The sequence below is a fragment of the Mesorhizobium sp. WSM4976 genome (genome assembly GCF_029625685.1).
Classification (GTDB): Bacteria; Pseudomonadota; Alphaproteobacteria; order Rhizobiales; family Rhizobiaceae; genus Mesorhizobium.
On the sequence record NZ_JARTVT010000001.1, the window covers coordinates 369,796 to 392,189 of the forward strand.

Genomic DNA, 22,394 nt, shown 5'->3' on the forward strand with positions numbered 1-22,394 from the left:
ACGCCGGACCGTTCTCAGGCAAGCGGGGCCGGGGAAGGATCGGACGCTGTTCCAAGATAGCTCAGGCTGGGGCATGCCCGCTCCACCGCCCTGGAACATTCGCCCCGATTGCTCGTTCGGCAACATCATTTCAGCGAGCACAAGGGACACCCACAATGCCGAAGAAAGCTTCCCCGGCCGACGCTACAGCCGTGGCTGAGATTCATGACCAGAAACTTTTCCGCGGCAATGGCGGCGAGCTGCACCAGGTCGCAGAAGGCGAGGTCGAGGTGCAGACGACGGCGCTTGGCGCGCCGATCGCAGATGACCACAACACGTTGAAGATCGGCGAACGCGGTCCCACGCTGATCGAGGATTTTCATTTCCGCGAAAAGATCTTCCATTTCGATCATGAACGTATCCCCGAGCGCGTTGTGCACGCGCGCGGCTACGGCGCCCACGGCTTCTTCGAGACCTATGAGTCGCTCGCCAAGTACACCAAAGCCGATATCTTCCAGCGGCCCGGCGAGAAGACACCCGCCTTCGTTCGTTTCTCAACGGTCGCCGGCAGCAAGGGGTCCTTCGACCTGGCGCGGGATGTTCGCGGCTTTGCCGTGAAGCTCTACACCAAGGAGGGCAATTGGGACCTCGTCGGCAACAACATCCCGGTCTTCTTCATCCAGGATGCGATCAGGTTTCCGGACATGGTCCATGCCGTGAAAGAAGAACCGGACAGGGCGTTCCCGCAGGCCCAATCCGCGCACGACAATTTCTGGGACTTTATCTCGCTCACGCCGGAATCGATGCACATGATCATGTGGATCATGTCCGATCGCGCCATTCCCCGGTCGTTCCGGTTCATGCAGGGCTTCGGCGTGCACACGTTCCGTCTTGTCAACGCCAAGGATGAATCGACCTTCGTCAAATTCATCTGGAAGCCTAAGCTGGGCATGCAGTCGGTGGTCTGGAACGAGGCCGTGAAGATCAACGGCGCCGATCCCGATTTTCACCGCCGAGACCTCTGGAACGCCATCCAGTCTGGAGATCTTCCGGAGTGGGAGCTGTGCGTGCAGCTCTTCGACCAGGATTTCGCCGACAGTTTCGACTTCGACATCCTCGATCCCACCAAGATCATTCCCGAGGAGATCATCGAGCCGCTGCCGGTCGGACGCCTTGTTCTCGATCGCATGCCTGAGAACTTCTTCGCCGAGACCGAACAGGTTGCCTTCATGACGCAGAACGTGCCGCCGGGCATCGATTTTTCCAACGATCCCCTGCTGCAGGGGCGCAACTTCTCCTATCTCGATACGCAGCTCAAACGCCTGGGCGGTCCCAACTTCACCCACCTTCCCATCAATGCCCCGAAATGCCCGTTCCATCATTTCCAGCAGGACGGCCACATGGCGATGCGCAACCCCGCCGGCCGCGCCAATTATCAGCCGAATTCCTGGGGCGAGGGGCCGCGTGAGTCGCCTGAGCGGGGCTTCCGCTCCTTTGCCGATGCGGAGGAGGGGCAGAAGGTCCGGCTGCGGGCGGAGAGCTTCGCCGATCACTACAGCCAGGCCCGGCAATTCTTCCTCAGCCAGACCGAGCCTGAGCAGCGTCACATCGCGATGGCGCTGACCTTCGAGTTGAGCAAGGTCGAGACGCCGATCATCCGCGAGCGGATGATCTCCCATCTGCTCAACATCGACGAGACGCTGGCGACCACGGTTGCCGACAAGCTCGGCATCAAGACGATGCCGGCGCCTGCCGACGCGGCTGTGCCGACACGCGATGACCTCGAGCCGTCGCCTGCGCTCAGCATCATCAACAATGGGCCGGACAGCTTCAAGGGCCGCAAGATCGGCGTGCTCGTCAGCGACGGCATCGATTTCGGCCTGCTGCAAGCAGTGCGGGATGCCGCGCAAGCCGAAGGCTCCAAGGTGGAAATCGTGGCGCGCCGGGTGGGCGGGGTCGAGGCTGCCGATGGCAGCTGGATCGAAGCCAACCACATGATCGACGGCGGACCGTCGGTTCTCTTCGATGCGGTCGTGCTGCTCGTTTCCGAGGAAGGCGCCGAGATGCTGTCCAGGGATGCTGCAGCAAGGGACTTCGTGTCCGATGCCTTCGCGCACCTGAAGTTCATCGCCTTCGTCGCGGCTGCCGGACCTCTGCTGGCAGGCGCCGGGGTAACGGCCGATGCGGATGAGGGCCTCATCGAGCTCACAGGCGACGATTCTGCGCGCTCGTTTGTCGAGGCTTGCCGCAAGCTGCGGCTTTGGGCGAGGGAAGGCGCGGTCAAGCTCTGACTTTCGTGGGAACATTTCGAGCGTCTGCCGGTTCGAAAGATGATCGCCCTCCCTCCAGCGATCCAGGGTCCCATCAAGACCTGATAAGGCCCGTTGCCGCATGCAGGCAGCGGGCCTTTTTTCGTCGGCGATATTCGGTTGTCGCGAGCGTCCAATCCGGGCCCGGCGGGAACAAGCGGGATGTCTTGGGGGTTCCCTTTCGAGAGAGGGGAACCGTCAACAGGAGGCCGCAATGAGCGAGGCTATGACCACCTCAAATCATGAAGTGATCCGAGCTTGGATCGAGGCGCGCGAAGGCCGGCCTGCCGTTGTCGCGACGCCGGGGAAGGTTGCGACGCTGCGGGTCGATTTCGGCGCGGGCGACGAAGATCTGAGGCCGATCGAATGGGAGGATTTCTTCAAAGTTATGGACGACAACAACCTGGCGTTCGTTCACCAGGACATGACCGCGGAGGGCAGCACCAGCCGCTTCAACAAGTTCGTCCCGCGCGAGCAGCCATCCGGGAGGTAACGGATCTCGACTGTTACTGAGCTCCCGGCATCTTGCTGGCGTCCTGAGGGTTCTTTTTGATGCCGGCCGCCGGGGAGGTGTCTTGCGGCGCGTTTCCGCCCTGGTTCTGTTCAGGCGTGCGCTTCCACGGCGTGTCAGACGAGCCGCTCTCGACGCGAATGAAGGCCCAGTAGCAGGCCAGCAGCACGACCAAAGTCAGTATGAGCGGCAAAACAACACGTCTCATGCCGATTCCTTCATGGCCTTTGTCGACGGCAAGCTGATCCGAGTGTCTGGGTGTCTGGCTCAGGCTCTCCGCCGTCGCGCGGCCTCGCGCTCGACATCGTCAGCCGAATAATCGCCGGCGGCCGGGTCGAACGCTGCCCATCCGCCCGCTTGGTATTCGCTGCGGCGGTCGGCGATGTTGACTGACGCGGAGCTGCGGAGAACGTCCCGAGCTTCCGAGGCGAGGTCGTCCTCGACACGAGCCGTCACCAGCGTTCCGCCGCGGCGGACGCCTTCAGCATAGACATGCGCGTCTTCCTCCGGCACGCCGGCGTCGGTCAGGCTGCCGATGATGCCGCCAGCCGCGCCGCCCACAATCGCTCCAGCGACGGCGCCCGCGGCTGTCGCCGCCAGCCAGCCGGCCGCGACCACCGGCCCGACGCCCGGTATCGCCATAGCGCCGAGGCCCGTTGCAAGGCCGCCCACGCCACCCACGACCGCGCCGATGCCGGCGCCGCTGGCGGCGTCCTCGGCAGCGGGAGATTGCGTGTTTCGGTGCCAGCCGCGGGCATTGTTGGCCATGATACTGATGTCGGATGACGGAACGCCGGTGGACTCCAGCGCGCCCACGGCGTCAGCGGCATCGTCATAGTCGTCGAACAGCAAAGACGTTGCCCTGGTAGTCGAGCGCGACGGAGATGCCCTTGCCATCCTTCGTCGCTTGGCCGCGCCAGACTCCCTGCTCGTCCTTGGCGAGCGCGGAGACGTCCGCATATCCGGCATCCTGGATGCGTTTCTTCGCCTGCGCTTCGGTGAAGCTGTTCGCGCCGGGAACCGGAGCAGGTGGTTTCGGCGTCGATGCCGTTTTGACCGCCGGCATGCCCGCGCTGGCGCCAGCGATCTTCTCGATCATGTCGCGATGCATCTTCAGCGTCGGCAGCGTCTCCGCCGCGAAAGATCTGAGGGCGGGATTGTCTCCCTCCTTGGCGTAGGCTTCGAACAGGCTGACCGCGTCGGCATGCGCCTTGCGCTGCATCTCGACGTAAGGCTGGTCCAGCGAGGCCGTCGTGCTCTGCAAGCGTTCAAGGTCGCTCTTGTGCTCGGCGTCGGGTTGCGTCGGCACCTGGAGCTTCTGCTCGCCGGCGATCTTCTGCAATTTGGCGTTCGCCGCACCGTGATCGGAGATCATGCGCTTGGAGAAATCCTTGATCTGCTGATCCTTCGCATTGTCCTGCGCGATCTTGCTCGAATCCACTTCGAACATCCCGCCGATCGCAGCCTTGTTGACGAAGCTCTGCGCGTCGTCGGCCGCGAACGCCGGAAGGGCAAGCATCAACGCGGCGGTCGCCGATGGGATAAGGAATATCCGCATGCTCATGGCTCAAGGCTCCTTCGGTCTTGGTGGCACCGAACCAACGTCCCTGCCCTTTGTTCCCCAGGGACCTCGTTTCCTTGGACCAATAATAGAAATCGCCCTGCCGTGGCCGGGCGGATTGGATCTACTTGGTGCCCGAGGTGCTTGGACGGCATGTCGGGCAACGCGCGTCGCCACATTGGCTCTGCCGCCGGCGAGCTTGGAAAGCGGGCGTCGGCTCCTCCATGATCTCGCCGCCTTCGGTGATGCCGACGATGCCAACAAACCTCGTAGCGGCCCAATCGTTCAAAGATTCTTTTTCAGCGCAGCGGCCAAAAAACATCATTTGTTATTGTGACTTGGCAGATTGAGGCGCGCTCAGCGCGAGCGCTTCCGAAAAGCGTGGCAGGCGCCTACCTCGATGGAACGGAGGACGTTAATCGGAGTTTAGCGGCAGACAACCCGATGGAGAAATTCAACATGGAATACGCTGCCGAATACCTCTGTCCTGAAATCGCCGAGCGCGAACGATGCGCGGCCATCGCCGAGGCGCAAGCGAGGGAGTTCGAACGGATCAAGATGTATCCGGTCGCACGCGCGATGCGTGCCTTGGCCTGTCGCATCAAAGAATCCAGCCTGCCGCGGGATTTCGACACGCGAACCGCGTCTCGCGATATCGAACGCGCCGCGGTCTGACGGCCTTGCCCGCGCTCTCACCGATCTCGGCGAAAGCCGTCCATATTTGCGTGGACATGCAGAAGATGTTCACGCCGCCCATGCCTTGGGCGGTCGATTGGCTGCCCGTGATCCTGCCACAAGTTGAAAGGTTGGTCCGCAGGCGACCCGAATCCACGATCTTCACCAGGTTCATCCCCGCGCGAAATCCGGGCGAAGGCCACGGTCAATGGAAACAATACTACGAGCATTGGGCGGACATGACGATCGCAAGGGCCGGCAAGGAGGTGGTCGACCTTCTGCCCGAGCTTGCCGTCCATATCCCGCCGGCGCGCGTGTTCGATAAGCCGATCTATTCGCCGTGGCTGAGTGGCGAACTGGCTGGTGTGCTTCAGGCCGAAGGTGTTGAGGAAGTCATCGTCAGCGGCGGCGAGGCCGATATGTGCGTTTTGGCGACCCTGCTCGGCTCCATCGATCTAGGCTATCGAACCATCCTCGCGGAGGATGCCATCTGCAGCGCGTCCGATGAGGCGTACGAGAACATCCTGAAGCTCTTCACCAAGCGGTATTCCCACCATGTCGAGGTGGTGCCGGTGGAGGCTATCCTTGAATCCTGGCATTGACCCAACCGGGCGTCGATACCGCTATTTTGGCGGGTCCGAGAAACATCGCACCGCGGTCTGGTTTCGGTAGGCGACGGCGTGCCGCGTCGCGGTGCGCCGTCTCGGGCCACAAGCATCCGGTCGCGGCCGCCCGATCACCCTTTGCGGGCGGGCCTTTTCCAACCGAGCTGCGCAGCTTCAGGCGTTTATCCCGGTGCTTCGCTTGTGAACGGAACGAAAGACAAATCCGGGAATTAGGTACATGCAACCGAAGATCATTACAGGAGGAAGAAATGGGACGAGGTATTCTGCTCTGGCTTCTTGGCGTTCCGATCCCGATCATTATCCTTTTGATGCTTTTCGCGCGGTAGGAGCAAACAATGACCAACGCCTTTTCCGCGGTCGATGAGCCCGCCGCAATCGAAACATCGGCTTCTGCCGTCAGTTGGGGGTCCATCGTCGCGGGTGCGTTCGCGGCTGCCACTTTGACGGTCATCCTCATGCTGGTCGGGTCCGGACTCGGCTTGACGATGATGTCGCCCTGGGGCAGCGCTTCATTGACGACATTTGCGGTGTCGACCGCCGTCTGGCTCGTCATAGTGCAGTGGCTGTCGTCCGCGCTTGGCGGCTACGTCGCCGGACGCCTTCGCACCAAGTGGGTCAACGTCCATACAGATGAAGTATATTTCCGCGACACAGCGCACGGCTTCCTGGCCTGGGCCCTCGCTACCTTGTTGGTGGCCACTGTCCTTGGTTCGGCGATTTCCGGAATTGTGGGGACCGGTGCCCAAGCCACAACCGGGCTGTTGAGCGGCGCCGCCGCCGGAGCGGCTTCGCAGGCTTCGCCGGCGCAGTCGCCGTCCGCGAACGAATTGGCCGGATATTTCGTCGACACGCTGTTCCGCCCGGCCGACAACGCACCGGCCGCGGCACCTTCCGCAGCTGGCACGCCCCAGAACAATGCGAGTGCCACGGGCGAGGCGGCGCGCATCCTTGCAATCAGTGCTGCGAACGGCGAAATGAGTGCGGACGACAAGGCATATCTCGCCCGTTTGGTCGCGTCGCGGACGGGACTTCCCCAGGCCGATGCGCAGAAGCGGGTGGACGATGTCCTTGCGCGTGTCGATGATGCCAAGAACAAAGCCAAGGCGGCTGCCGACAAGGCTCGAAAAGCAAGCGCCACCACAGCTCTGGTCGGAGCTTTGTCCCTGGTGATCGGAGCCTTCATCGCCGCCGTCGCGGGAGTGCTCGGCGGCCGGCAAAGGGATGAAGACGAGGCTCGTTTTTCGCGAAGCGGCTGACGGTGGAAGGTCGCAATCGGATTGCCGATAACCGTCTTGCTATTGACTGCTGACGGCCGCGAGCGGGATGGCCGCCCTGAGATTGAGACCGCTTGGAGCGACCCATAAGTCTACTGTCGCTCCGAGCTCGTAAGGCAAGGTCCGCTCCAGCACCTCCACGCCGAAGCCGCGCCGCTCAATTGGTGCGAAACTGTAAGGACTGCTTTCGGTCCAATTGAAACGCAGCAGGTCCTGCTCCAAACGCCATTCGATATCGATGCGGCCGTCCCGGTTCGAAAGTGCTCCGTACTTCAGCGCGTTCGTCGCCAGCTCGTGAATGGCCAGCCCCATTGTCTCGGCGGCGTTGGGAGCAAGCGTCACGGGCGGCCCTTCAATCTTCAGGTTCTCGCCTTCCCGGCCGCCGGCCGCGCGCAATTCCTCCGCGATGATCGATGCCAAATTGATGCCAATTGACGGGCGTCGCGTGATGGCCGCCTGCACGCGAGCGAAGGCGTTGATGCGACCTTCCAGATGCGCTGCGGCTTCATCAAGGGATGCACTTTTTTCCATGGTACGCCGCACGATCGAGCGGATGACGGCCAGCGTGTTGCGCACTTGATGCTGCAGGTCGGCGAAGCGGACCTGTAGCTGTTCCTCGAGTTCTTTCTGGCGCGTTATGTCCTGACCGACGCCACCGATATGGGCAATCTTTCCCGCTTCATCGCGAATTGGAAAATCGGCGTCGCGCAGCCAGCGTATGTCGCTGTCGGCCGGCCGGCATATACGGTATTCGAAGGTCACGCGCTCGCCGCTGCGTATGCGCTCGATCTGGCCCAGCACATGCTCGCGGTCTTCCGGCAGGACAAGGTCGATCCAGGTGGCGAAATTGTCGCCGGCCAGCGCCTGTTCGCGGCTCATCCCGTAAATGTCGTCGAAGGCCGGCGTCAGGTATTCCCATTGCAGTGTCTCGGCATTGCGGATCCAAAGCACGTCCGAGGCGGCCTCACCGAAATCCTGCAGGTTCTCCTCGCTTTCGCGCAGCCGGGCTGTGGCACGCGCGTGGTCGCGCAGGGCTGCCTTGACATCGGTCAGACCGCGTTCAAGTGGCTTGTCGGACGGCCCCTTGGACATCACTCCTCATTGGCATCGAGATGCCTGCCTTCGCGATCGAGATGCAGATAGTTGGCATTGAACAGAGCGACGTCCTGCAATGCCTGAAGATTGGGAATGGTCAGCGTCCTGTCCTTCAACACGATGAGGTTGGACGCGCGCAACTCCTGCAGCGTACGGTTGACGTGAACCGTCGACATGCCCAACGTCTCCCCCAGTTCCGTCTGCGTCAAAGGGAATTCGCAACTGTTATCGCTTGTACAGCCGGAAGCCTCCAGCCGGATGAACAGCTCGCATAATAGATGTGCCATGCGCTCCAGCGCATCACGTTGACCGAGGTTGACTGTCCACTCGCGCTGGATCGCCGCGGCGACCAGGGATTCCCACCACAGCGCCTGAGTGATGCGCGGATGACCGATCATCATTTCGTCGAAGTCCGTACGCGAGATCTCGGAAATCGCGACCGGCGTAATGGCTCCGATCGAGTGGTCCATTTCCTTCAGGATGAAGACGTTGAGGTCGCATAGATCGCCGGGCAGGAAGAACGCAATGATCTGCCGGCGGCCATCATCGAGGGTCTTGTAACGGCAGGCCCAGCCCTCATTGATCAGGTTGATGAATTCAGGCTTCTCGCCCTCGTGGATGATGTCTTCGCGCGCGGTGAAGCGCCGGATGCGTTGCGCCGCGATTCTGACCAGCATCTCCTTGTCGGCTTGCGAAAGCCGCGTGAACTTCTCGAGCTTGCGGATCAGAGGTCGCCTCATCCTTATCCTCTATCCCGTGATACACAGAATGATCGGGCAGTGACCTTACCTATGTTAATGTGGAGCACCACAGGGTTCGAACGGTTACCTCACTAGCTCGCCCTGTACGACAACACCGCCTTTGGCAGTGACTATTGAAGACCGTTACCTCGGCCCAGGATATCACGAAAGCGCTTTACGCGACCTGGCGGTCATGGACCGTCGCCGCCTGCAGAACGCGGTGCGACGACTTGATCTCACTTTGCAATTTTCCGGCGGGATCAGCCATTGAGAAGGCAGCGACCGCATGTCGTCGCCCGTTGCCACGACACAAGTGGTATTCTCGTCGTTGCCGAAGAGCGCAGTTCGAAAAACCCCGCAACGCCACCGAACTGGCGGCGGGTCTGCCGTGCCAGTTTTTTGATCGGCCAAGGCTTCCACGTCGGCTACATGCTCATCAGGTCGAAGCTGACGGCGTGGCCGTGTTTGACGGCAGACAGCGCGATCATGTTGCTGAGTTGCGGGCCTCCAACCGAGCAATCCGGCATGACGGTCAAGATGGCCCTCGTAGCCGCCGCCACCGATACCGGTGAACGGTGCGAGGAACGCGTTTCCATGTAGTGATCGATGAGTTCGTTCAGTCGGACAGGATGATATTTGATCACGCGCACCTCCCTGGCCGCGCTTTTATTTGTCTTCAGCCAACGATTGCTCGCGGCTCGCCTTTGTGCATTAACCCATGAGAGGGAGGCGGAAATTCTTTTGAAGCTTCGGGGCTCAAGGACACGTTCGGAAGAAAGGGCCCGCCACGCCAGGGCGAGTTAGGCGGGCCCTCCGGCTCGTTTGGTTGCCACCGTCTTGTCAAGCCAAGACTAAAAGATATCCGAGGCCTGCAGGGGGGCGCTTTAACCTGCGTTATTGCCGCGGGTTTGCGCCAAGTGCAGATATCTAGGGCGTCATCGGCGAACCCCGGTCGAAATGGCGCTTGGGATTGCCGCAAGGTGCTCAGCCGGCCAAGAAGAACAAAAATGGTCTCCGTCCCTAACGCCTATGATTTCGCCGACATCAAAGCTGTCGCGCGTGAGCTCTGGGAGGACGATCCTGCCGTGCCGATCGAGGACATCGTCCGGTCGCTCTACGATAGTCTTTACGAGGGCGAACCCTGCCCGCCGGCGTTGATCGAAGCCGTCAAGCAAGAGCTGCAGACCCGGCGCGCGAGGAAACATAGGCAGGCGGTGTGTGAAGATGCGCCGCCATTGAGATTTCGCGACGCTGAGATGTTCCCTTCCGCTTCCCCGGCAGAACCACGTAGCAGGAAATAGCGTCAGGCTTGGTCGCCCAAGAAGATACTGGCGTCCTTTGCAGCGTCTACGAAAGCCGGTGCGCCACGCGTCGCGGCTTCTCGTCCCGCAACACCGCCAGGCACGCCCTGATAGCGTGATGCCGGACGCGGAGTTGGGCTTTGGCCAGGTATGCAGAAGGACGTCGGCCGCATCCAGCAGGTGACCACCACCCGATCACGATCGATCCGCCGGGCTGCAAGATAACCGGTTTGCGAAAACGTTTGATGCGTTTCGAGCGCATGATCGCTTTGCCGCTGACCGCCTAGCCCAAGGAGAAGCGCTCGATCCCCGCCGTCATCAAAAACTTATGTTAAGGCAGCGGCTGGATCATCGTGCAACATAGGCTGGCCTTTGTCCCCTCACTTAGGCCAGGCCCGGCCTGCAATCCTGTGTCACGGACGAAAACGCAGGTCGGGCTTCACCCGTGGGAGGTGATCGCGAGCGGTCACCCAGGCACCACCACCCGAACCGGAACCGATTTCGCTGCCGGCACATGTGCCTTCTCGGCGCGGTGCCAGAGCGGGATGAGGGGATTGAGCTCCGGGTAGTAGCCTGCACAATCTCCGCGCGGGATTGAGTAGCGCGTCACGCGCAGGCCACGCACACGGCGCTCGACATTATCGGTTGCCGCCGACTCTAGATCGATCATTTCCCCGTCATGGAGTCCCAGCCGCTCGATGTCGTGCTCGTTCATGAGCACCACCATCCGTGTTCCATCGATGCCGCGAAGGCGATCGCGGTAGCCGTAGACGGTGGTGTTGAACTGGTCATTGGAGCGAACGGTGATCAGCGTCAGCACGTCCGATTGCGGTGTGCCGATGTCTGGATCCGTTTCCAGCATCGTCGGCGGCTTGAAGTTGGCCTTCTTGTTCGGTGTCTGCCACACCCGCTTGGAAGCCTTGATGTCGCGATGAAAACCCCCCGGCACCAGGAAGCGTTTGTTGAAGTCCTTGAAATGGTCCGGGAAGCAACGTTCGATCTCGTCCCTCACGCGGGAATAGTTCGCGACCCACTCGTCCCATGGGATCGAGCTCTTTCCAGGCACCGTGGCCTTGGCGAGCTCGGCGACGATCTTAGGCTCGGAGAGCAGTTTGGGCCCGGCCGGCGGGCGATAGCCGAAGGAACCATGGATGCAGGCGGTGGAATCCTCCATCGAGACATGCTGCTCGCCGGTAGCCTGCAGATCCTTCTCGATCCGTGACAGACAGGGCAGCAAATAGGTGACGGCTCCCGGTATCAGGTGACTGCGGTTCAGCTTCGTCGCGATCTGGACATGCAATCTCAGATGCCGCCAGGCGTCCTCCACCAGCCCTGTTTCGGGAACGGCGCGCACGAAATTGCCGCCCAGTCCTATAAAGGCCTTCACCGAACCGTCGATCACGCCTTCGCATGTCTCGACGGTGTCGCGGCCCTTCTCGCGCGGCGGCTCGAACAGATAAAATTCGGCAAACTTGTCGAGGGGGACAAGTTCCGGCTTCTCGGAGATGCCGACGGTCCGTTGACCCTGGACGTTCGAGTGGCCACGAAGCGGCGACACGCCGGCGCCCGGTTTGCCGATATTGCCGCGCATCAGGAGCAGGTTGCACAGCATGTGGACGTTCTCGGTCCCATGCCGGTGCTGCGTCAGGCCCATGCCGTAATTGCCGATGACCGCCGAGGCCCTGCTATAGACCTCGGCCACATGCTCGAGATCGGCGCGCGCGATACCCGAGCGCGCTTCAATCTTGTCCCAGGATGTGCGCCGCAGATAGGCTTCGAACGCGTCGAAACCGTGCGTGTGTTCCTCAATGAAGGCCGTGTCGAGAACGCGCGGGGCGCCGGCCTGCTTGGCCGCGTCGTCAAGCGCCAGAACGGCCTTCGCAATGCCGGTCATCGCTGCGATATCGCCGCCGCCACGGATCTGGAAGAAGTCGCTGGACATCCGGGTGCCGGGGCCCGGCGAAAGCATTTCAACCGGGTTCTGTGGATTCTTGAATCGCTTCAGCCCGCGCTCCGGCAGCGGATTGAAGGTAATGACGGGTATGCCACGCTGGCGCGCCTCCTCGATCGGGTGAAGCAGCCGCGGCGCGGTCACGCCGGTATTGTGGCCGAAGAAGAACATCAGGTCGCAATGGCTGAAATCCTCCAGCTGCACGGTGCCCACCGGCGAGCCGATGGACTCGGGCAAGCCGACCGAGGTCGACTCGTGACACATGTTGGAAGAATCCGGCAGGTTGCCCGAGCCGTATATGCGCGCGAATAGCTGGTACATGAACGAGGCCTCGAGCGAGGCGCGACCCGAGGTGTAGAACACGACCGATTTCGGATCGAGCTTGCGGAGTTCTTCACCGATGCCGCGGAACGCGGCCTCCCAGGAGACCGGCACGTATTTGTCGGTGACCTCGTTGTAGCGCATCGGCTCGAGCAGGCGGCCCTGCTTTTCGAGGTCATGATCGGGCCAATCCAGCAATTCGTTGACGGAGTGCGCGGCGAAGAACTCCGGGCCGCAGCGCTGTTTCGTCTGGTCCCAGATCGTGGCCTTGGCGCCGTTCTCGCAGAATTCGAACGGCCGCGGCTCGGCGGGCTTCGCCCAGGAACAGGAGACGCACATATAGCCGTCGGCCTTGTTCTGCTTGAGCAGCGTGCTCCAGATGCCCGACATTAGCAGGCCTTCGCCCCGTGCCTTGCGGATCAGGGACTTCAGCGATCCCCACCCGCCGGTCGGGTGGTTGTATTTGCGGATTTCGACATGGTCGTTGGTGGAGGGTTTCATGGTGGAACTCGGCTGGCCGTCGTTTTGATCTTCAACCTTTCAGGAGGCAGCATGTTCCCATGCTCTGAACGCGGCGGCGGGTTTCGACCTTTGCGCGATAAGAGGTTGCCAGGCGTGCTTCAGCCGCCGACTGATGTGCGATCTCCGTTCCGGCAGCGGAACATTTGAACCTTTCACCAGTTAGCGCACCACCGGCGATCCTGCTTCCGGGAGCACAGCCTTCGATCCGGGAAGGAAAGATCCATGTCAGGCACCGAGTTGTGGTTCATCGTCGTCGCTGGCGGCCCTCTCGTTCTCATGCTCGTGATCGTCTATGTTCTCCTTACCCGTCGTCGCCGCGGACCAGCGGAGCGGCGCGAGAGCGACCGTGCGGCCGAACGCCTATACCGGGACGAAGGCGACTAGCGCCTCCGGACTGGCGAAGCTCGTCAAAGCGTGATGTCGAGCGCGGAACAACGCCGGTTTGCCGCTGTTTACCGAAACATGGGAATGAAGATCGAAAGCCGGAGCAACGGTTGATGGCCAATGACGAGTTGCCGGGAGTGCTGGCGACGCTGCCGGTTATCGATGCAAAGGCGGAGCCGACGCTGAAGAGCGCGGAGGCGGAAGCGTTCTACACGCATGCAATCCGGGAGCTCACCGCCACAGACATTCCGTTTCTGGTTGCCGGGACCTATGCCGTCAGCGCCTATACCGGCGTCGTGCGGCAGACCAAGGATCTCGACATCTTCTGCAAGCCGGGCGATTGCCCGCGCATCCTCACCCATTTCAAGGATCTCGGCTACGCCGTCGTGATCGAGGATGACCGCTGGCTCGGCAAGGTCTTTGAGGGCCCGTATTTCTTCGACGTGATCTTTGCTTCCGCCAATGGGACCATGCAGGTCGAGGACCAGTGGCTGGAACATGCCCGCCAGGTCGAGCTGCTGGGCAGCCGGGTCAGGATCATCGGGCCGACCGAGCTTATCTGGTCGAAATGCTTCATTCAGGACAGGGGCCGGCATGATGGTGCAGACATCGCCCATACGATTCTGAAAGCGCGTGAGCAGATCGACTGGCAAAGGCTGCTGTCCTATCTCGACACCCACTGGGAGGTTCTCTTGATGCAGTTGCTGAATTTCAGATGGATCTATCCCAGCGAACGCGACCACATCCCCGATTGGCTGCTTGACAACCTGCTCGACCGGCTCGCTAGGCAGCGGCAATTGCCCTCGCCGAGGATGAAGATCTGTCGCGGCAGGCTTTTGTCGCAGGTCGACTACGAGATCGACGTCAAGGAATGGGGCTTCGCCGGCGTCGGCGGCGTAGGGGAATTCCGCGATGGCTGAACAAAGGAAGACGGCTCGCAAAGCGAACGGCAACGGCAAGGTCAAGATTGCCGCCATGGGCGATCTGCATATTCAGGAGGATGCGCAGACTTCCTACCGCGACCTTTTTGGCGAGATTTCCCGCGAAGCAGATGTCCTGGTGCTCACCGGGGATCTCACCAATCTCGGCAAGCCAAAGGAGGCCGAACTCCTTGCGGAGGATTTGCGCGCCTGCTCGATCCCCGTGGTCGCGGTGCTCGGCAATCACGACTACGAATCAGGTTGCGTCGACCAGATCGCGGCGACGCTCCGTCAAGCAGGCGTTTATCTCCTCGATGGACAAGCGACGGAGCTGATGGAAGTCGGCTTTGTCGGCGTCAAAGGTTTTGTCGGCGGCTTCGGCCCGAGGATGCTTGGTTCCTTCGGCGAGCCGGCGATCAAGGCGATGGTGGCCGAGAGCGTCAACGAGGCGATGCGGCTCGAGAACGCGATGCGGCAGGTCCGCGCAAAGCGCACGCTGGTGGTGCTTCACTATGCGCCTATCCCGGAGACGGTCACCGGCGAGCCGCCCGAAATTTTTCCGTTCCTCGGATCGTCCCGGCTTGCGGAAACGATCGACCGGTTCAAGGTGAGCGCCGTCGTGCACGGCCATGCCCATCGTGGCACTTTCGAAGGCCAGACCCCCGGCGGCGCGAAAGTCTACAATGTCGCCATGCACATCACCAAGCCGACGGGCCGGCCCTACGCGCTGCTGGAAATCTAAACGTTAGACCTCGTCGAAACGGCTGCCCTCCTTGGAAGGGTCCTTCGACAGGACGCGCTCCTCCTCGTCGTCGGGCAAGGCTTCGTCGCTGTCCTGGAAGGGGTTGTCGTCATCCTCTTCCGGAAGGTCGCCTCTCGCTTCGGCATCATCCTGCGGGTCACCGTTCACGGCAACTCTGTCAGGCAGGATTCTGCCGCCCTCCAGAGCATCCCAGTCCTGCTGTTCGATGGTTGGCGCTTCGGTTTCGTCGGTCTTTGCAGGCCGCTGTTTGTCGCGCGGGTCCATGACGTTCTCCATTGCTGAGCTTCGAGTGAAGAACCTCTCGCCGAAACACTTGTTCCGCTTCTTTTCCATCAGGGATGGGGCGCAGTTGCCTGGGAACAGCATGACGCCTTCTGACTTATCGTGCGGAACCGGGAACTTTCATGCCTCGCAAGCTAGATCTCAGAAGCGGTACGCCTGTCTGGTCCGCCTATCGCTCGCCCGCGGTGCCGGCAGACCGCCTGACCCGCGATGCAAAGACCGATGTCCTGATCGTCGGCATGGGCATCAGCGGGGCGACGATGGCCGAAGCTTTGACCCGCGACGGCCACGCCGTCATTTGCATCGACAGGCGTGGGCCGTTGAAGGGGTCGACGGCCGCGACGACGGCGCTCGTCCAGTTTGAGATCGATCAACCGTTGACAAGGCTGTCCAGGATGATTGGACGCGATGCCGCGCGTCAGGCCTGGGTCCGGTCACGGCTGGCCCTCGCGAACCTGCATGGGCGAATTGCCGAACTTGATATCCGCTGCCGGTCGGCGGATGCGCCTTCGCTTTATCTGGCGGGCGACCGACTTGGCGCCTCGGGCCTGCGCCATGAGGCGCAAGCGCGCCGCGTAGCGGGTATCGGAGCGTCGGTCTTGACCCGCGAAGAGCTGCGAAACGATTTCGGCATAGACCGCGCGGCGGCGATTTTGAGCCACGGCAATCTAGCGCTCGATCCACGCAAGTTGACGTCCGGGCTGCTCATGAGGGCGTTGCAGCGCAAAGCGCGTTTCTATGCGCCGGCGGAAGCGATTGCGATCGCGGACGATCGCCTCGGCGTGACGGTGGCGATGCGACATGGGCCTGTGATCAAGGCTCGCCATCTTGTTCTTGCGACCGGCTACGAGTTGCTCGATATCGTGCCGAAGATACGCCATCGCATCATCTCGACATGGGCGATTGCCACCCGGCCGCAGCCGGGGAGGATCTGGCCTCTCGCCGCCCTGATATGGGAAGCTTCCGATCCCTATCTCTATCTCCGGGCGACATCCGACGGTCGCGTGATCTGCGGCGGCGAAGACGAGGAGTTCACCGACGAGGAACGGCGCGACGCCCTGATCGCGCAAAAGACGGACCGCCTCGAGGAGGAACTCGGGAAAATCTTTCCGCAACTCGACACGTCGGTTGAATTCGCCTGGACCGGCTCATTCGGAGCCACCGATACCGGACTTCCGATTATCGGCAGCGTGCCCGGCCACCCGCGTATACATGCGGTGATGGGCTATGGCGGAAACGGGATCACCTTTTCGCAGATCGCTTCGGAGATCGTCTGCGCGTCCATCGCAGGCAGGGAGGACTCAGATGCAAATCTCTTCGCGTTCAAGACGTGATCCGCCTGGACGCCATGGCCGTGAGCCGATTGGCCGCCCGGCTACTCGATCTGCTCGAACGTGCACTGGCGCGCCGCCTTGTCCGGGCGCCAGCGCAGCAACCTTGTGCCGTGCCGGAAACGCTCGCCGGTGACATGGTCGAAGCGGACCTCGACCACCAGTTCCGGCTTCACAGGCTCCCATTCCCCGCTGCGCTCGGTGCTCCAGCGACTTGGCCCGCCCGGCGCCTTGCCGGTGAAGCCCGACCCTCCGCGCAACGCTTCGAGCTTCGCCGTGAGCGCCGCGCGCTCTCCATTGGCGATGGTCGATGTGAAGCCGACATGATCGAGCTGCCCATTGTCGTTGTAGAGCCCGAGCAACAGCGATCCGACCTGCCGCTTGCCGTTCAGATACCGGAAGCCGCCAACCACACAATCGGCGGTGCGCAGCCGCTTGACCTTGACCATCGCGCGCTCGCCCGGCCGATACGGCTCGTCGAGCATCTTGGCGACGACACCATCAGTCGAGCCGTGGCCGGCGCCTTGCAGCCATTGCCTGGCGGTGGCGACATTGGTGGTGGATGGCGACAGCTGGAGGCCGGGATTGGCTGCCTTGGACAGAAAGGCCTCCAAAGCGTCGCGCCGAGCGTGCAAGGGTCGTTCGAGAATGATCCTGCCGCCCGGGGTGACCAGCATGTCGAACAGGATCAGCCGCGCCGGCGTCTCGATGCTCAGCTTGCGGATACGGCTCTCCGCGGGGTGCAGCCGCATCTGCAGCGCGTCGAAGGAAGCGCGGCCGTCGATCTCGATGACGATCTCGCCGTCGACGACGAAATCCTCCGCATCGAGGCTTTGCATCGTTTCAATCAATTCGGGAAAGTAGCGGCCAAGCGGCTTCCCGGACTTTGCCCTGAGATCGACTGCCTTGCCATCCTTGAAGGCAAGGCAGCGGAAGCCGTCCCATTTCGGCTCGTATTGCCAGGCGCCATCTCCGTCCGGCAATGCTTCCGCCGTTCGCGCCTCCATTGGCGGCGTCTCCAATGGCAACGGGAAGTCGTTCCGGGGCGCCGCTACCATCGTTCTTCCGTGTCGTGATGCGGCAGGTCGATGCCGCAGCGGATCCACCCGAGCCGTTGCGAGGAACCGTAATTGTGTCGCGGCTCAAGCTCGGACGGATCGTCGAAGGTCCCGATATGCATCGCGACCTCGTGCGGGTTGGCGTCATAGGCAAGGGTAAGAGGCGTACCGCAAGACCGGCAGAAGCTTCTGCGGGCGATGGGCGAGGAGCGGCGATAGGCTGGTTCCGTCGTCAGCCATGAGAGTCCGTCGACAGGCGCCCAGCCAAGCACGGCGAAGGCGCTCCCCGTCGCACGCCGGCACATGTCGCAGTGGCAGTAATGCACGCGCGGCTCCCCCGTCAGGCGGTAACGGATAGTGCCGCACAAGCATCCGCCGTATCGCTCGACGGCTGCGTTTCGTGTGATGACGTCGGGGTCTTCCATCAAGCTTGAACGCTCGATGGAAGATGCGGTTTCGGTAGCGCAAGATTTTACGCGTCGAGATCGATCAGGGCGATACCGAGGCCGGTTCGTACGCAGCAAATGAACGGGCGAGTCCGTCACCGTGACCTCGAGTGTTGGCTTCACCACGCCTTCCAGACGCGGGTCGATCCGTCGCTTAGGAAGCACCGCATACAGATGCAGGCTTGGCTTGTCGTGGCGTCCGCGACAATGTCGCCGATCGCTCTCGGAGAGATGGACTGGGACAGAACGCCCCGCCGTGCCGCATGTTCCAGCATGGGTGCGAAGCCTCGCGACGCTCCCGTTCCAGGTCGAGGCCTCACACTTCGGTGAAGCGTCGCGGTTCTGCGCTCACCATCGGAACAATGGCACCGTTGAGAGGTTAGCGCACAACACCAGCCAGCGAGGAGCGAGTCATGTCCCAGCCCTCAGCTCTGTTAACCAATGGCCTCAGCCGAAGAAAGTTCATGGCAGGCACGGTCTCGGCGGCCGCGGCTGCGCCGTTGCTGGCTTCACGGGCCGAGGGCGCCACGCCGGTCGCAGCCGAGGCGAAACTGAGGCAGCCGCTCGTGACGTCGCTCAGGATCAACAACCAGGCCTATGAGCTTTCGCTTGATACCAGGACGAGCCTGCTCGACGCGCTTCGCGATCATGTCGGACTCACCGGCACCAAGAAGGGCTGCGACCACGGCCAGTGCGGCGCCTGCACGGTGCTGGTCGACGGCAAGCGGGTCCTTTCTTGCCTGAGCTTCGCCGTGATGAACGAGGGCAAGGACATCACGACGGTCGAAGGGATCGCCTCCACCGAAGGCAAGCTGCATCCGATGCAGCAGGCCTTCATCGACCACGATGCCTTCCAGTGCGGCTATTGCACGCCGGGCCAGATCCTGTCGGCGATCGGTTGCGTCAATGAAGGTCACGCCGAATCCGAGAGTGACATCCGCGAATATATGAGCGGTAACATCTGCCGCTGCGCCGCCTATCCCAACATTGTCGCCGCCATCCTGCAGGCGCGCGAAGAGACGAGGGGAGCCTGACATGCGCCCCTTCGTCTATGAGCAGCCCGCCGACGTCTCCACGGCGGTCGCGATCGCGTCCCGGTTCACGACCAACGACGATCAACCCACGCGAGCGAATGCGCAGTTCATCGCCGGCGGCACCAACCTTGCCGACTACATGAAGCTCGGCGTCGCCGAGCCAAACCGTCTGCTCGACCTAAACAAGCTCAAGGAGCAGGAACTCAGGCACATCCATGTCACGAATGAGGGTGGCATTCGCTTCGGCGCCCTGGCGCGCATGGGCGAGGCCGCCGACCACGCCGAAGTGAAGCGCCGCTACCCGGTCATTGCCGACAGTTTGCGTTTGGCGGCAAGCGGCCAGATCCGCAACATGGCAAGCCTGGCCGGAAACGTGCTGCAGCGCACGCGCTGCGAATATTTTCGCGAGACATCTTGGGCCTGCAACAAGCGAGTGCCCGGCTCCGGCTGCGCCGCGATGGAAGGTTTCAACCGGCAGCATGCGATTCTGGGGGCCAGCGACGCATGTATCGCCACCTATCACGGCGATTTCGCCCAGGCGTTGATAGCGCTCGATGCTGTCGTCCATGCCGAAGGCTCGCGCGGCGCACGAAAGATCGTGTTCGCCAAGCTGCATCGGCAGCCGGGCGACACGCCGCATATCGAGACCGATCTCGCCGCCGACGAGATCATCACCGCGATCGAAGTGCCCGCCATTCCGTGGGCACGGCGCTCGCTTTACCTGAAAATCCGCGACCGCGAATCCTATGCCTTTGCGCTGGCTTCGGCGGCCGTGGCGCTCGATCTGGATGGGGAGACTGTGCGCGAGGCACGCATTGCGCTCGGCGGTGTGGCGACCGTGCCTTGGCGTGCCGGCGCGGCCGAACAAAGCCTGCAAGGCAAGAAGCTCGATGAGGCATCGGCGGAAGCGACGGCCGAAGCCGCCTTTGCCCAAGCCCAACCGCGCCGGCACAACGCATTCAAGATGGAGCTTGGCAAGCGAACGCTGGTACGCGCGCTGCTAGAAACCCGAGACATGAAGGTGTGACCATGGACGCTGCCGCTCCCAAGCCCAAGGAGAACATGGGCGAACCGCTGCCGCGCATCGATGGGCGTTTGAAAGTCACCGGACAAGCCCATTACCCCGCCGATCTGCCCACCGCCAACATCGCCTATGGCGCGCTGGCCACCAGCAGCATTGCCAAGGGCAAGGTGACGAAGCTTCGTCTCGACGATGCCCGTGCGGTGCCCGGCCTGCTCGACATTGTGACCTATGGCGACATGGACAAGCTCGAGAAGCCGAAATTCGGCAATTCCGGCGCGACTTCTATCGGACCGCTGCACGACAGGAGGATCTTCCATGACGGCCAGATCGTCGCGCTCGCGGTTGCCGAGACTTTCGAGGCTGCCGAAGAGGCGGCGCAGCTGATCCGCGCCGAGTACGAGGAAGAGAAGCCGACCGCGACCTTCGACAGCCCGGGGACGGCGACCATCCCTGCCGCGGGAAGGAGCCCTCTGTTCAAGGAAGATGTGAAAGCCGGTGACTTCGACGCGGCCTATGCCGCTGCAGCCGTCAAGATCGACCAGCGCTACTCGACGCCCACGCAGCACCACAACCCGATCGAGCTGTTCTCGACGACCGCGTACTGGCAGGGCGAGCAGCTCGTCGTGCATGAGCCCTCGCAGAACGTCACCGGCTGGAAGGTCGAGCTGGCCAGGCAGTTGAAGATCGACCCTGCGAAGGTACGCATCGTAAGCCCGTTCATCGGCGGGGCCTTCGGCTCGAAGGGGCCGATGACACCGCGTACCGCAATCGTCGCCATTGCCGCCAAGCGCCTCGGACGTCCGGTGCGTTGCGTGACCAGCCGAATGCAGGCTTTCGGCACGCAGACCTACCGGGCCGAAACCCGACACCGCATCCGGATCGGCGCCGGCAAGGACGGCCGCATCACCGCCTTCGCGCATGAAGGTTGGGAGGTGACATCGCGGCCCGACCCCTATGTCGTCGGCGGCACTTCGGCCACCGGCCGCATGTATGATTATGGCTCTGTGCTGACCCATGTCTCGCTGGTGCAGGCAGACCGCAACACGCCGGGCTACATGCGCTCACCGCCCGAGACGCCTTATGTCTACGCGCTTGAAAACGCCATGGACGAGATGGCAGTGGCGCTTGGCATGGATCCGATCGAGTTCCGCCGCATCAACGAGCCCAAGACGGATCCGATCGGCAAGAAACCTTTCTCCAGCCGCTCGCTGATCCAGTGCTACGACCAGGCAGCGGTGGCCTTCGGCTGGGCCAAGCGCGATCCGAAGGTCGGCGCGATGCGTGACGGCGACTGGCTGGTCGGCATGGGTTGCGCAACGGCGATTTACCCAACGGCCGTCGCACCATGCGCGGCGCGCGTGCGCCTGACGGTCGACGGCGACGTGCGCCTGCAATGCGGTTCGCATGAGATCGGCACCGGCGTGCGCACCGTGGCCGGCCAGATGGCTTCCGAGCGGCTCGGCGTCAGCATCGACAGGACCAGCGTCGAAATGGGCGACAGCGGCCTGCCTCCGGCTCCGGTCTCGGGCGGGTCGATCTCCACGGCAAGCGTGTGCTCGGCGGTGCTCAAGGCCTGCGACGCCATCCGCACCAAGCTTTACGCCGCCGCGACCGCGGAAGGCGGTCTGCTGGCCGGCTCGCGTAATGCGGAATTCGAACTTGTTGACGGAAAGATAATGGCGAAGAGCGGCGCCTCGGCCAAGGTCGAGGATGTCCTGAAAGCCATGCAGGTCGGCGCGATCGAGGAATATGCCGAGTTCGCCCCCAAGGGTGCGACGTCGGAGGCGCTGAAGAAACTCTATGCCGGCAAGCCGGAATTCCACGGCGGCGACCAGGACGAGGATTCTGTGAAATATGCCTTCGGCGCTGAGTTCGTCGAAGTGCACATCAACCGCTACACCAGGGAGATCCGCGTGCCGCGCATCGTCGGCGCATTTGCCGCCGGCCGCATCATGAACACGCGCACGGCACGCAGCCAGCTCATGGGCGGCATGATCTGGGGTATCGGTCAGGCGCTGCATGAGGCAACCGAGATCGACAGGCGCTATGCGCGCTATGTGAACCGCGACCTGCAGGACTACCTTGTGCCGGTCAATGCCGACATCAAGGACCTGCAGGTGATCCTGGTCCCGGAGGTGGACCACGCGGTCAACCCGGCCGGCGTGAAAGGGCTGGGCGAACTGGGCAATGTCGGCACGGCCGCCGCCGTCGCCAGTGCGGTGTATCACGCCACCGGCAAGCGTATCCGCGATCTGCCGATCAGGATCGAGCAGTTGCTCGTCTGACG

The 22,394-nt window shown here is 62.4% G+C and carries 24 protein-coding genes; 14 read left to right on the forward strand and 10 right to left on the reverse strand.

Annotated features, from left to right (window positions below; all coding sequences use genetic code 11):
• Positions 1–155: 155 nt before the first annotated feature.
• Together P9272_RS01740 and P9272_RS01745 are read left to right on the forward strand one after the other, a co-directional pair.
• Positions 156–2,270, forward strand: a complete 2,115-nt coding sequence (locus P9272_RS01740) for a catalase (RefSeq protein ID WP_278158391.1) — start codon at positions 156–158, stop codon at positions 2,268–2,270.
• A 232-nt stretch (positions 2,271–2,502) separates the two neighbouring features.
• Complete coding sequence (locus tag P9272_RS01745; RefSeq protein WP_278158393.1) at positions 2,503–2,781, forward strand: hypothetical protein; 279 nt, start codon at positions 2,503–2,505, stop codon at positions 2,779–2,781.
• 13 nt (positions 2,782–2,794) lie between these two features.
• Here P9272_RS01745 and P9272_RS01750 read toward each other — a convergent pair whose 3' ends face one another.
• The 3 genes from P9272_RS01750 to P9272_RS01760 are packed head-to-tail and all read right to left on the reverse strand — an operon-like array spanning position 2,795 to position 4,363.
• On the reverse strand, positions 2,795–3,007 hold the full coding sequence (locus tag P9272_RS01750) for a hypothetical protein (protein ID WP_278158395.1): 213 nt from the start codon (positions 3,005–3,007) through the stop codon (positions 2,795–2,797).
• A gap of 59 nt (positions 3,008–3,066) precedes the next feature.
• Complete coding sequence (locus tag P9272_RS01755; protein ID WP_278158397.1) at positions 3,067–3,696, reverse strand: hypothetical protein; 630 nt, start codon at positions 3,694–3,696, stop codon at positions 3,067–3,069.
• Positions 3,632–4,363 (reverse strand): DUF4142 domain-containing protein, encoded by a 732-nt coding sequence (locus P9272_RS01760; protein WP_278158399.1) that lies wholly within the window; start codon positions 4,361–4,363, stop codon positions 3,632–3,634. Before P9272_RS01760 ends, P9272_RS01755 begins: the two co-directional genes overlap by 65 nt.
• Here P9272_RS01760 and P9272_RS01765 point away from each other — a divergent pair.
• The 4 genes from P9272_RS01765 (at position 4,356) to P9272_RS01780 (ending at position 6,917) form a co-directional block, all read left to right on the forward strand.
• Positions 4,356–4,697 (forward strand): hypothetical protein, encoded by a 342-nt coding sequence (locus tag P9272_RS01765; RefSeq protein ID WP_278158401.1) that lies wholly within the window; start codon positions 4,356–4,358, stop codon positions 4,695–4,697. The two genes, P9272_RS01760 and P9272_RS01765, sit on opposite strands and share 8 nt — an antisense overlap.
• 122 nt (positions 4,698–4,819) lie before the next feature.
• The gene (locus P9272_RS01770) at positions 4,820–5,035 is read left to right on the forward strand and encodes a hypothetical protein (RefSeq protein ID WP_278158403.1); all 216 of its coding nucleotides are present in this window, start codon (positions 4,820–4,822) and stop codon (positions 5,033–5,035) included.
• 50 nt (positions 5,036–5,085) lie between these two features.
• Positions 5,086–5,637 (forward strand): isochorismatase family cysteine hydrolase, encoded by a 552-nt coding sequence (locus P9272_RS01775; RefSeq protein WP_278158405.1) that lies wholly within the window; start codon positions 5,086–5,088, stop codon positions 5,635–5,637.
• A gap of 359 nt (positions 5,638–5,996) precedes the next feature.
• On the forward strand, positions 5,997–6,917 hold the full coding sequence (locus tag P9272_RS01780) for a hypothetical protein (RefSeq protein WP_278158407.1): 921 nt from the start codon (positions 5,997–5,999) through the stop codon (positions 6,915–6,917).
• A gap of 39 nt (positions 6,918–6,956) precedes the next feature.
• On the opposite strand, the gene P9272_RS01785 is transcribed toward P9272_RS01780, so the two are convergent.
• The 3 genes from P9272_RS01785 to P9272_RS01795 form a co-directional block, all read right to left on the reverse strand.
• Positions 6,957–8,027, reverse strand: coding sequence for an HWE histidine kinase domain-containing protein (locus tag P9272_RS01785; RefSeq protein WP_278158409.1), 1,071 nt, complete (start codon positions 8,025–8,027; stop codon positions 6,957–6,959).
• The gene (locus P9272_RS01790; RefSeq protein WP_278158411.1) at positions 8,027–8,770 is read right to left on the reverse strand and encodes a Crp/Fnr family transcriptional regulator; all 744 of its coding nucleotides are present in this window, start codon (positions 8,768–8,770) and stop codon (positions 8,027–8,029) included. Before P9272_RS01790 ends, P9272_RS01785 begins: the two co-directional genes overlap by 1 nt.
• Before the next feature lie 425 nt (positions 8,771–9,195).
• The gene (locus P9272_RS01795) at positions 9,196–9,414 is read right to left on the reverse strand and encodes a hypothetical protein (RefSeq protein ID WP_278158413.1); all 219 of its coding nucleotides are present in this window, start codon (positions 9,412–9,414) and stop codon (positions 9,196–9,198) included.
• Between the two features lie 363 nt (positions 9,415–9,777).
• Here P9272_RS01795 and P9272_RS01800 point away from each other — a divergent pair, with 363 nt between their 5' ends.
• Positions 9,778–10,071: a hypothetical protein gene (locus P9272_RS01800; RefSeq protein ID WP_278158415.1), complete on the forward strand. Its 294-nt coding sequence runs from the start codon at positions 9,778–9,780 to the stop codon at positions 10,069–10,071.
• Positions 10,072–10,537: 466 nt separating this feature from the next.
• Here P9272_RS01800 and P9272_RS01805 read toward each other — a convergent pair whose 3' ends face one another.
• Positions 10,538–12,844: an FdhF/YdeP family oxidoreductase gene (locus P9272_RS01805; protein WP_278158417.1), complete on the reverse strand. Its 2,307-nt coding sequence runs from the start codon at positions 12,842–12,844 to the stop codon at positions 10,538–10,540.
• Positions 12,845–13,087: 243 nt separating this feature from the next.
• Between P9272_RS01805 and P9272_RS01810 the strand changes: the two genes are divergently transcribed.
• The 3 genes from P9272_RS01810 to P9272_RS01820 all read left to right on the forward strand — a co-directional run bounded on the left by P9272_RS01810 (position 13,088) and on the right by P9272_RS01820 (position 14,911).
• A complete protein-coding gene (locus tag P9272_RS01810) occupies positions 13,088–13,249 on the forward strand; it encodes a hypothetical protein (protein ID WP_278158418.1) in 162 nt (53 codons plus the stop codon).
• Between the two features lie 113 nt (positions 13,250–13,362).
• Positions 13,363–14,169 carry a nucleotidyltransferase family protein gene (locus P9272_RS01815; protein ID WP_128259269.1) on the forward strand — a complete coding sequence of 269 codons (807 nt, stop codon included), beginning with the start codon at positions 13,363–13,365 and terminating at the stop codon, positions 14,167–14,169.
• Positions 14,162–14,911: a metallophosphoesterase gene (locus P9272_RS01820; protein ID WP_278158420.1), complete on the forward strand. Its 750-nt coding sequence runs from the start codon at positions 14,162–14,164 to the stop codon at positions 14,909–14,911. The genes P9272_RS01815 and P9272_RS01820 overlap by 8 nt, the downstream gene beginning before the upstream one ends.
• 3 nt (positions 14,912–14,914) lie before the next feature.
• Here the strand turns inward: P9272_RS01820 and P9272_RS01825 are convergent, their stop codons facing one another.
• On the reverse strand, positions 14,915–15,196 hold the full coding sequence (locus tag P9272_RS01825; protein ID WP_278158422.1) for a hypothetical protein: 282 nt from the start codon (positions 15,194–15,196) through the stop codon (positions 14,915–14,917).
• A 140-nt stretch (positions 15,197–15,336) separates the two neighbouring features.
• Between P9272_RS01825 and P9272_RS01830 the strand changes: the two genes are divergently transcribed.
• Positions 15,337–16,548: an FAD-binding oxidoreductase gene (locus P9272_RS01830; RefSeq protein ID WP_278158424.1), complete on the forward strand. Its 1,212-nt coding sequence runs from the start codon at positions 15,337–15,339 to the stop codon at positions 16,546–16,548.
• Between the two features lie 41 nt (positions 16,549–16,589).
• Here P9272_RS01830 and P9272_RS01835 read toward each other — a convergent pair whose 3' ends face one another.
• Both P9272_RS01835 and P9272_RS01840 read right to left on the reverse strand, forming a co-directional pair.
• The gene (locus P9272_RS01835; RefSeq protein ID WP_278158426.1) at positions 16,590–17,603 is read right to left on the reverse strand and encodes an ATP-dependent DNA ligase; all 1,014 of its coding nucleotides are present in this window, start codon (positions 17,601–17,603) and stop codon (positions 16,590–16,592) included.
• Positions 17,597–17,929, reverse strand: a complete 333-nt coding sequence (locus tag P9272_RS01840; protein WP_278158428.1) for a GFA family protein — start codon at positions 17,927–17,929, stop codon at positions 17,597–17,599. Before P9272_RS01840 ends, P9272_RS01835 begins: the two co-directional genes overlap by 7 nt.
• A 584-nt stretch (positions 17,930–18,513) precedes the next feature.
• On the opposite strand from P9272_RS01840, the gene P9272_RS01845 reads away from it, so the two are divergent.
• The 3 genes from P9272_RS01845 to P9272_RS01855 are packed head-to-tail and all read left to right on the forward strand — an operon-like array spanning position 18,514 to position 22,392.
• On the forward strand, positions 18,514–19,083 hold the full coding sequence (locus P9272_RS01845; RefSeq protein ID WP_278158430.1) for a (2Fe-2S)-binding protein: 570 nt from the start codon (positions 18,514–18,516) through the stop codon (positions 19,081–19,083).
• 1 nt (position 19,084) lies between these two features.
• Positions 19,085–20,110, forward strand: coding sequence for a xanthine dehydrogenase family protein subunit M (locus P9272_RS01850; RefSeq protein ID WP_278158432.1), 1,026 nt, complete (start codon positions 19,085–19,087; stop codon positions 20,108–20,110).
• A gap of 2 nt (positions 20,111–20,112) precedes the next feature.
• Positions 20,113–22,392, forward strand: a complete 2,280-nt coding sequence (locus P9272_RS01855; RefSeq protein ID WP_278158434.1) for a xanthine dehydrogenase family protein molybdopterin-binding subunit — start codon at positions 20,113–20,115, stop codon at positions 22,390–22,392.
• The last annotated feature ends 2 nt before the right edge of the window (positions 22,393–22,394 follow it).

Bases quoted from the DNA above. Each gene is read 5' to 3' on its own strand.
- P9272_RS01850 (WP_278158432.1), top strand. From the start codon at position 19,085: ATGCGCCCCTTCGTCTATGAGCAGCCCGCCGACGTCTCCACGGCGGTC.
- P9272_RS01825 (WP_278158422.1), bottom strand. From the start codon at position 15,196: ATGGACCCGCGCGACAAACAGCGGCCTGCAAAGACCGACGAAACCGAA.
- P9272_RS01740 (WP_278158391.1), top strand. From the start codon at position 156: ATGCCGAAGAAAGCTTCCCCGGCCGACGCTACAGCCGTGGCTGAGATT.
- P9272_RS01755 (WP_278158397.1), bottom strand. From the start codon at position 3,696: ATGGCAAGGGCATCTCCGTCGCGCTCGACTACCAGGGCAACGTCTTTG.
- P9272_RS01815 (WP_128259269.1), top strand. From the start codon at position 13,363: ATGGCCAATGACGAGTTGCCGGGAGTGCTGGCGACGCTGCCGGTTATC.
- P9272_RS01845 (WP_278158430.1), top strand. From the start codon at position 18,514: ATGGCAGGCACGGTCTCGGCGGCCGCGGCTGCGCCGTTGCTGGCTTCA.
- P9272_RS01855 (WP_278158434.1), top strand. From the start codon at position 20,113: ATGGACGCTGCCGCTCCCAAGCCCAAGGAGAACATGGGCGAACCGCTG.
- P9272_RS01800 (WP_278158415.1), top strand. From the start codon at position 9,778: ATGGTCTCCGTCCCTAACGCCTATGATTTCGCCGACATCAAAGCTGTC.
- P9272_RS01790 (WP_278158411.1), bottom strand. From the start codon at position 8,770: ATGAGGCGACCTCTGATCCGCAAGCTCGAGAAGTTCACGCGGCTTTCG.
- P9272_RS01780 (WP_278158407.1), top strand. From the start codon at position 5,997: ATGACCAACGCCTTTTCCGCGGTCGATGAGCCCGCCGCAATCGAAACA.
- P9272_RS01810 (WP_278158418.1), top strand. From the start codon at position 13,088: ATGTCAGGCACCGAGTTGTGGTTCATCGTCGTCGCTGGCGGCCCTCTC.
- P9272_RS01835 (WP_278158426.1), bottom strand. From the start codon at position 17,603: ATGGTAGCGGCGCCCCGGAACGACTTCCCGTTGCCATTGGAGACGCCG.
- P9272_RS01745 (WP_278158393.1), top strand. From the start codon at position 2,503: ATGAGCGAGGCTATGACCACCTCAAATCATGAAGTGATCCGAGCTTGG.
- P9272_RS01765 (WP_278158401.1), top strand. From the start codon at position 4,356: ATGCTCATGGCTCAAGGCTCCTTCGGTCTTGGTGGCACCGAACCAACG.
- P9272_RS01750 (WP_278158395.1), bottom strand. From the start codon at position 3,007: ATGAGACGTGTTGTTTTGCCGCTCATACTGACTTTGGTCGTGCTGCTG.
- P9272_RS01805 (WP_278158417.1), bottom strand. From the start codon at position 12,844: ATGAAACCCTCCACCAACGACCATGTCGAAATCCGCAAATACAACCAC.
- P9272_RS01830 (WP_278158424.1), top strand. From the start codon at position 15,337: ATGCCTCGCAAGCTAGATCTCAGAAGCGGTACGCCTGTCTGGTCCGCC.
- P9272_RS01820 (WP_278158420.1), top strand. From the start codon at position 14,162: ATGGCTGAACAAAGGAAGACGGCTCGCAAAGCGAACGGCAACGGCAAG.
- P9272_RS01770 (WP_278158403.1), top strand. From the start codon at position 4,820: ATGGAATACGCTGCCGAATACCTCTGTCCTGAAATCGCCGAGCGCGAA.
- P9272_RS01785 (WP_278158409.1), bottom strand. From the start codon at position 8,027: ATGTCCAAGGGGCCGTCCGACAAGCCACTTGAACGCGGTCTGACCGAT.
- P9272_RS01760 (WP_278158399.1), bottom strand. From the start codon at position 4,363: ATGAGCATGCGGATATTCCTTATCCCATCGGCGACCGCCGCGTTGATG.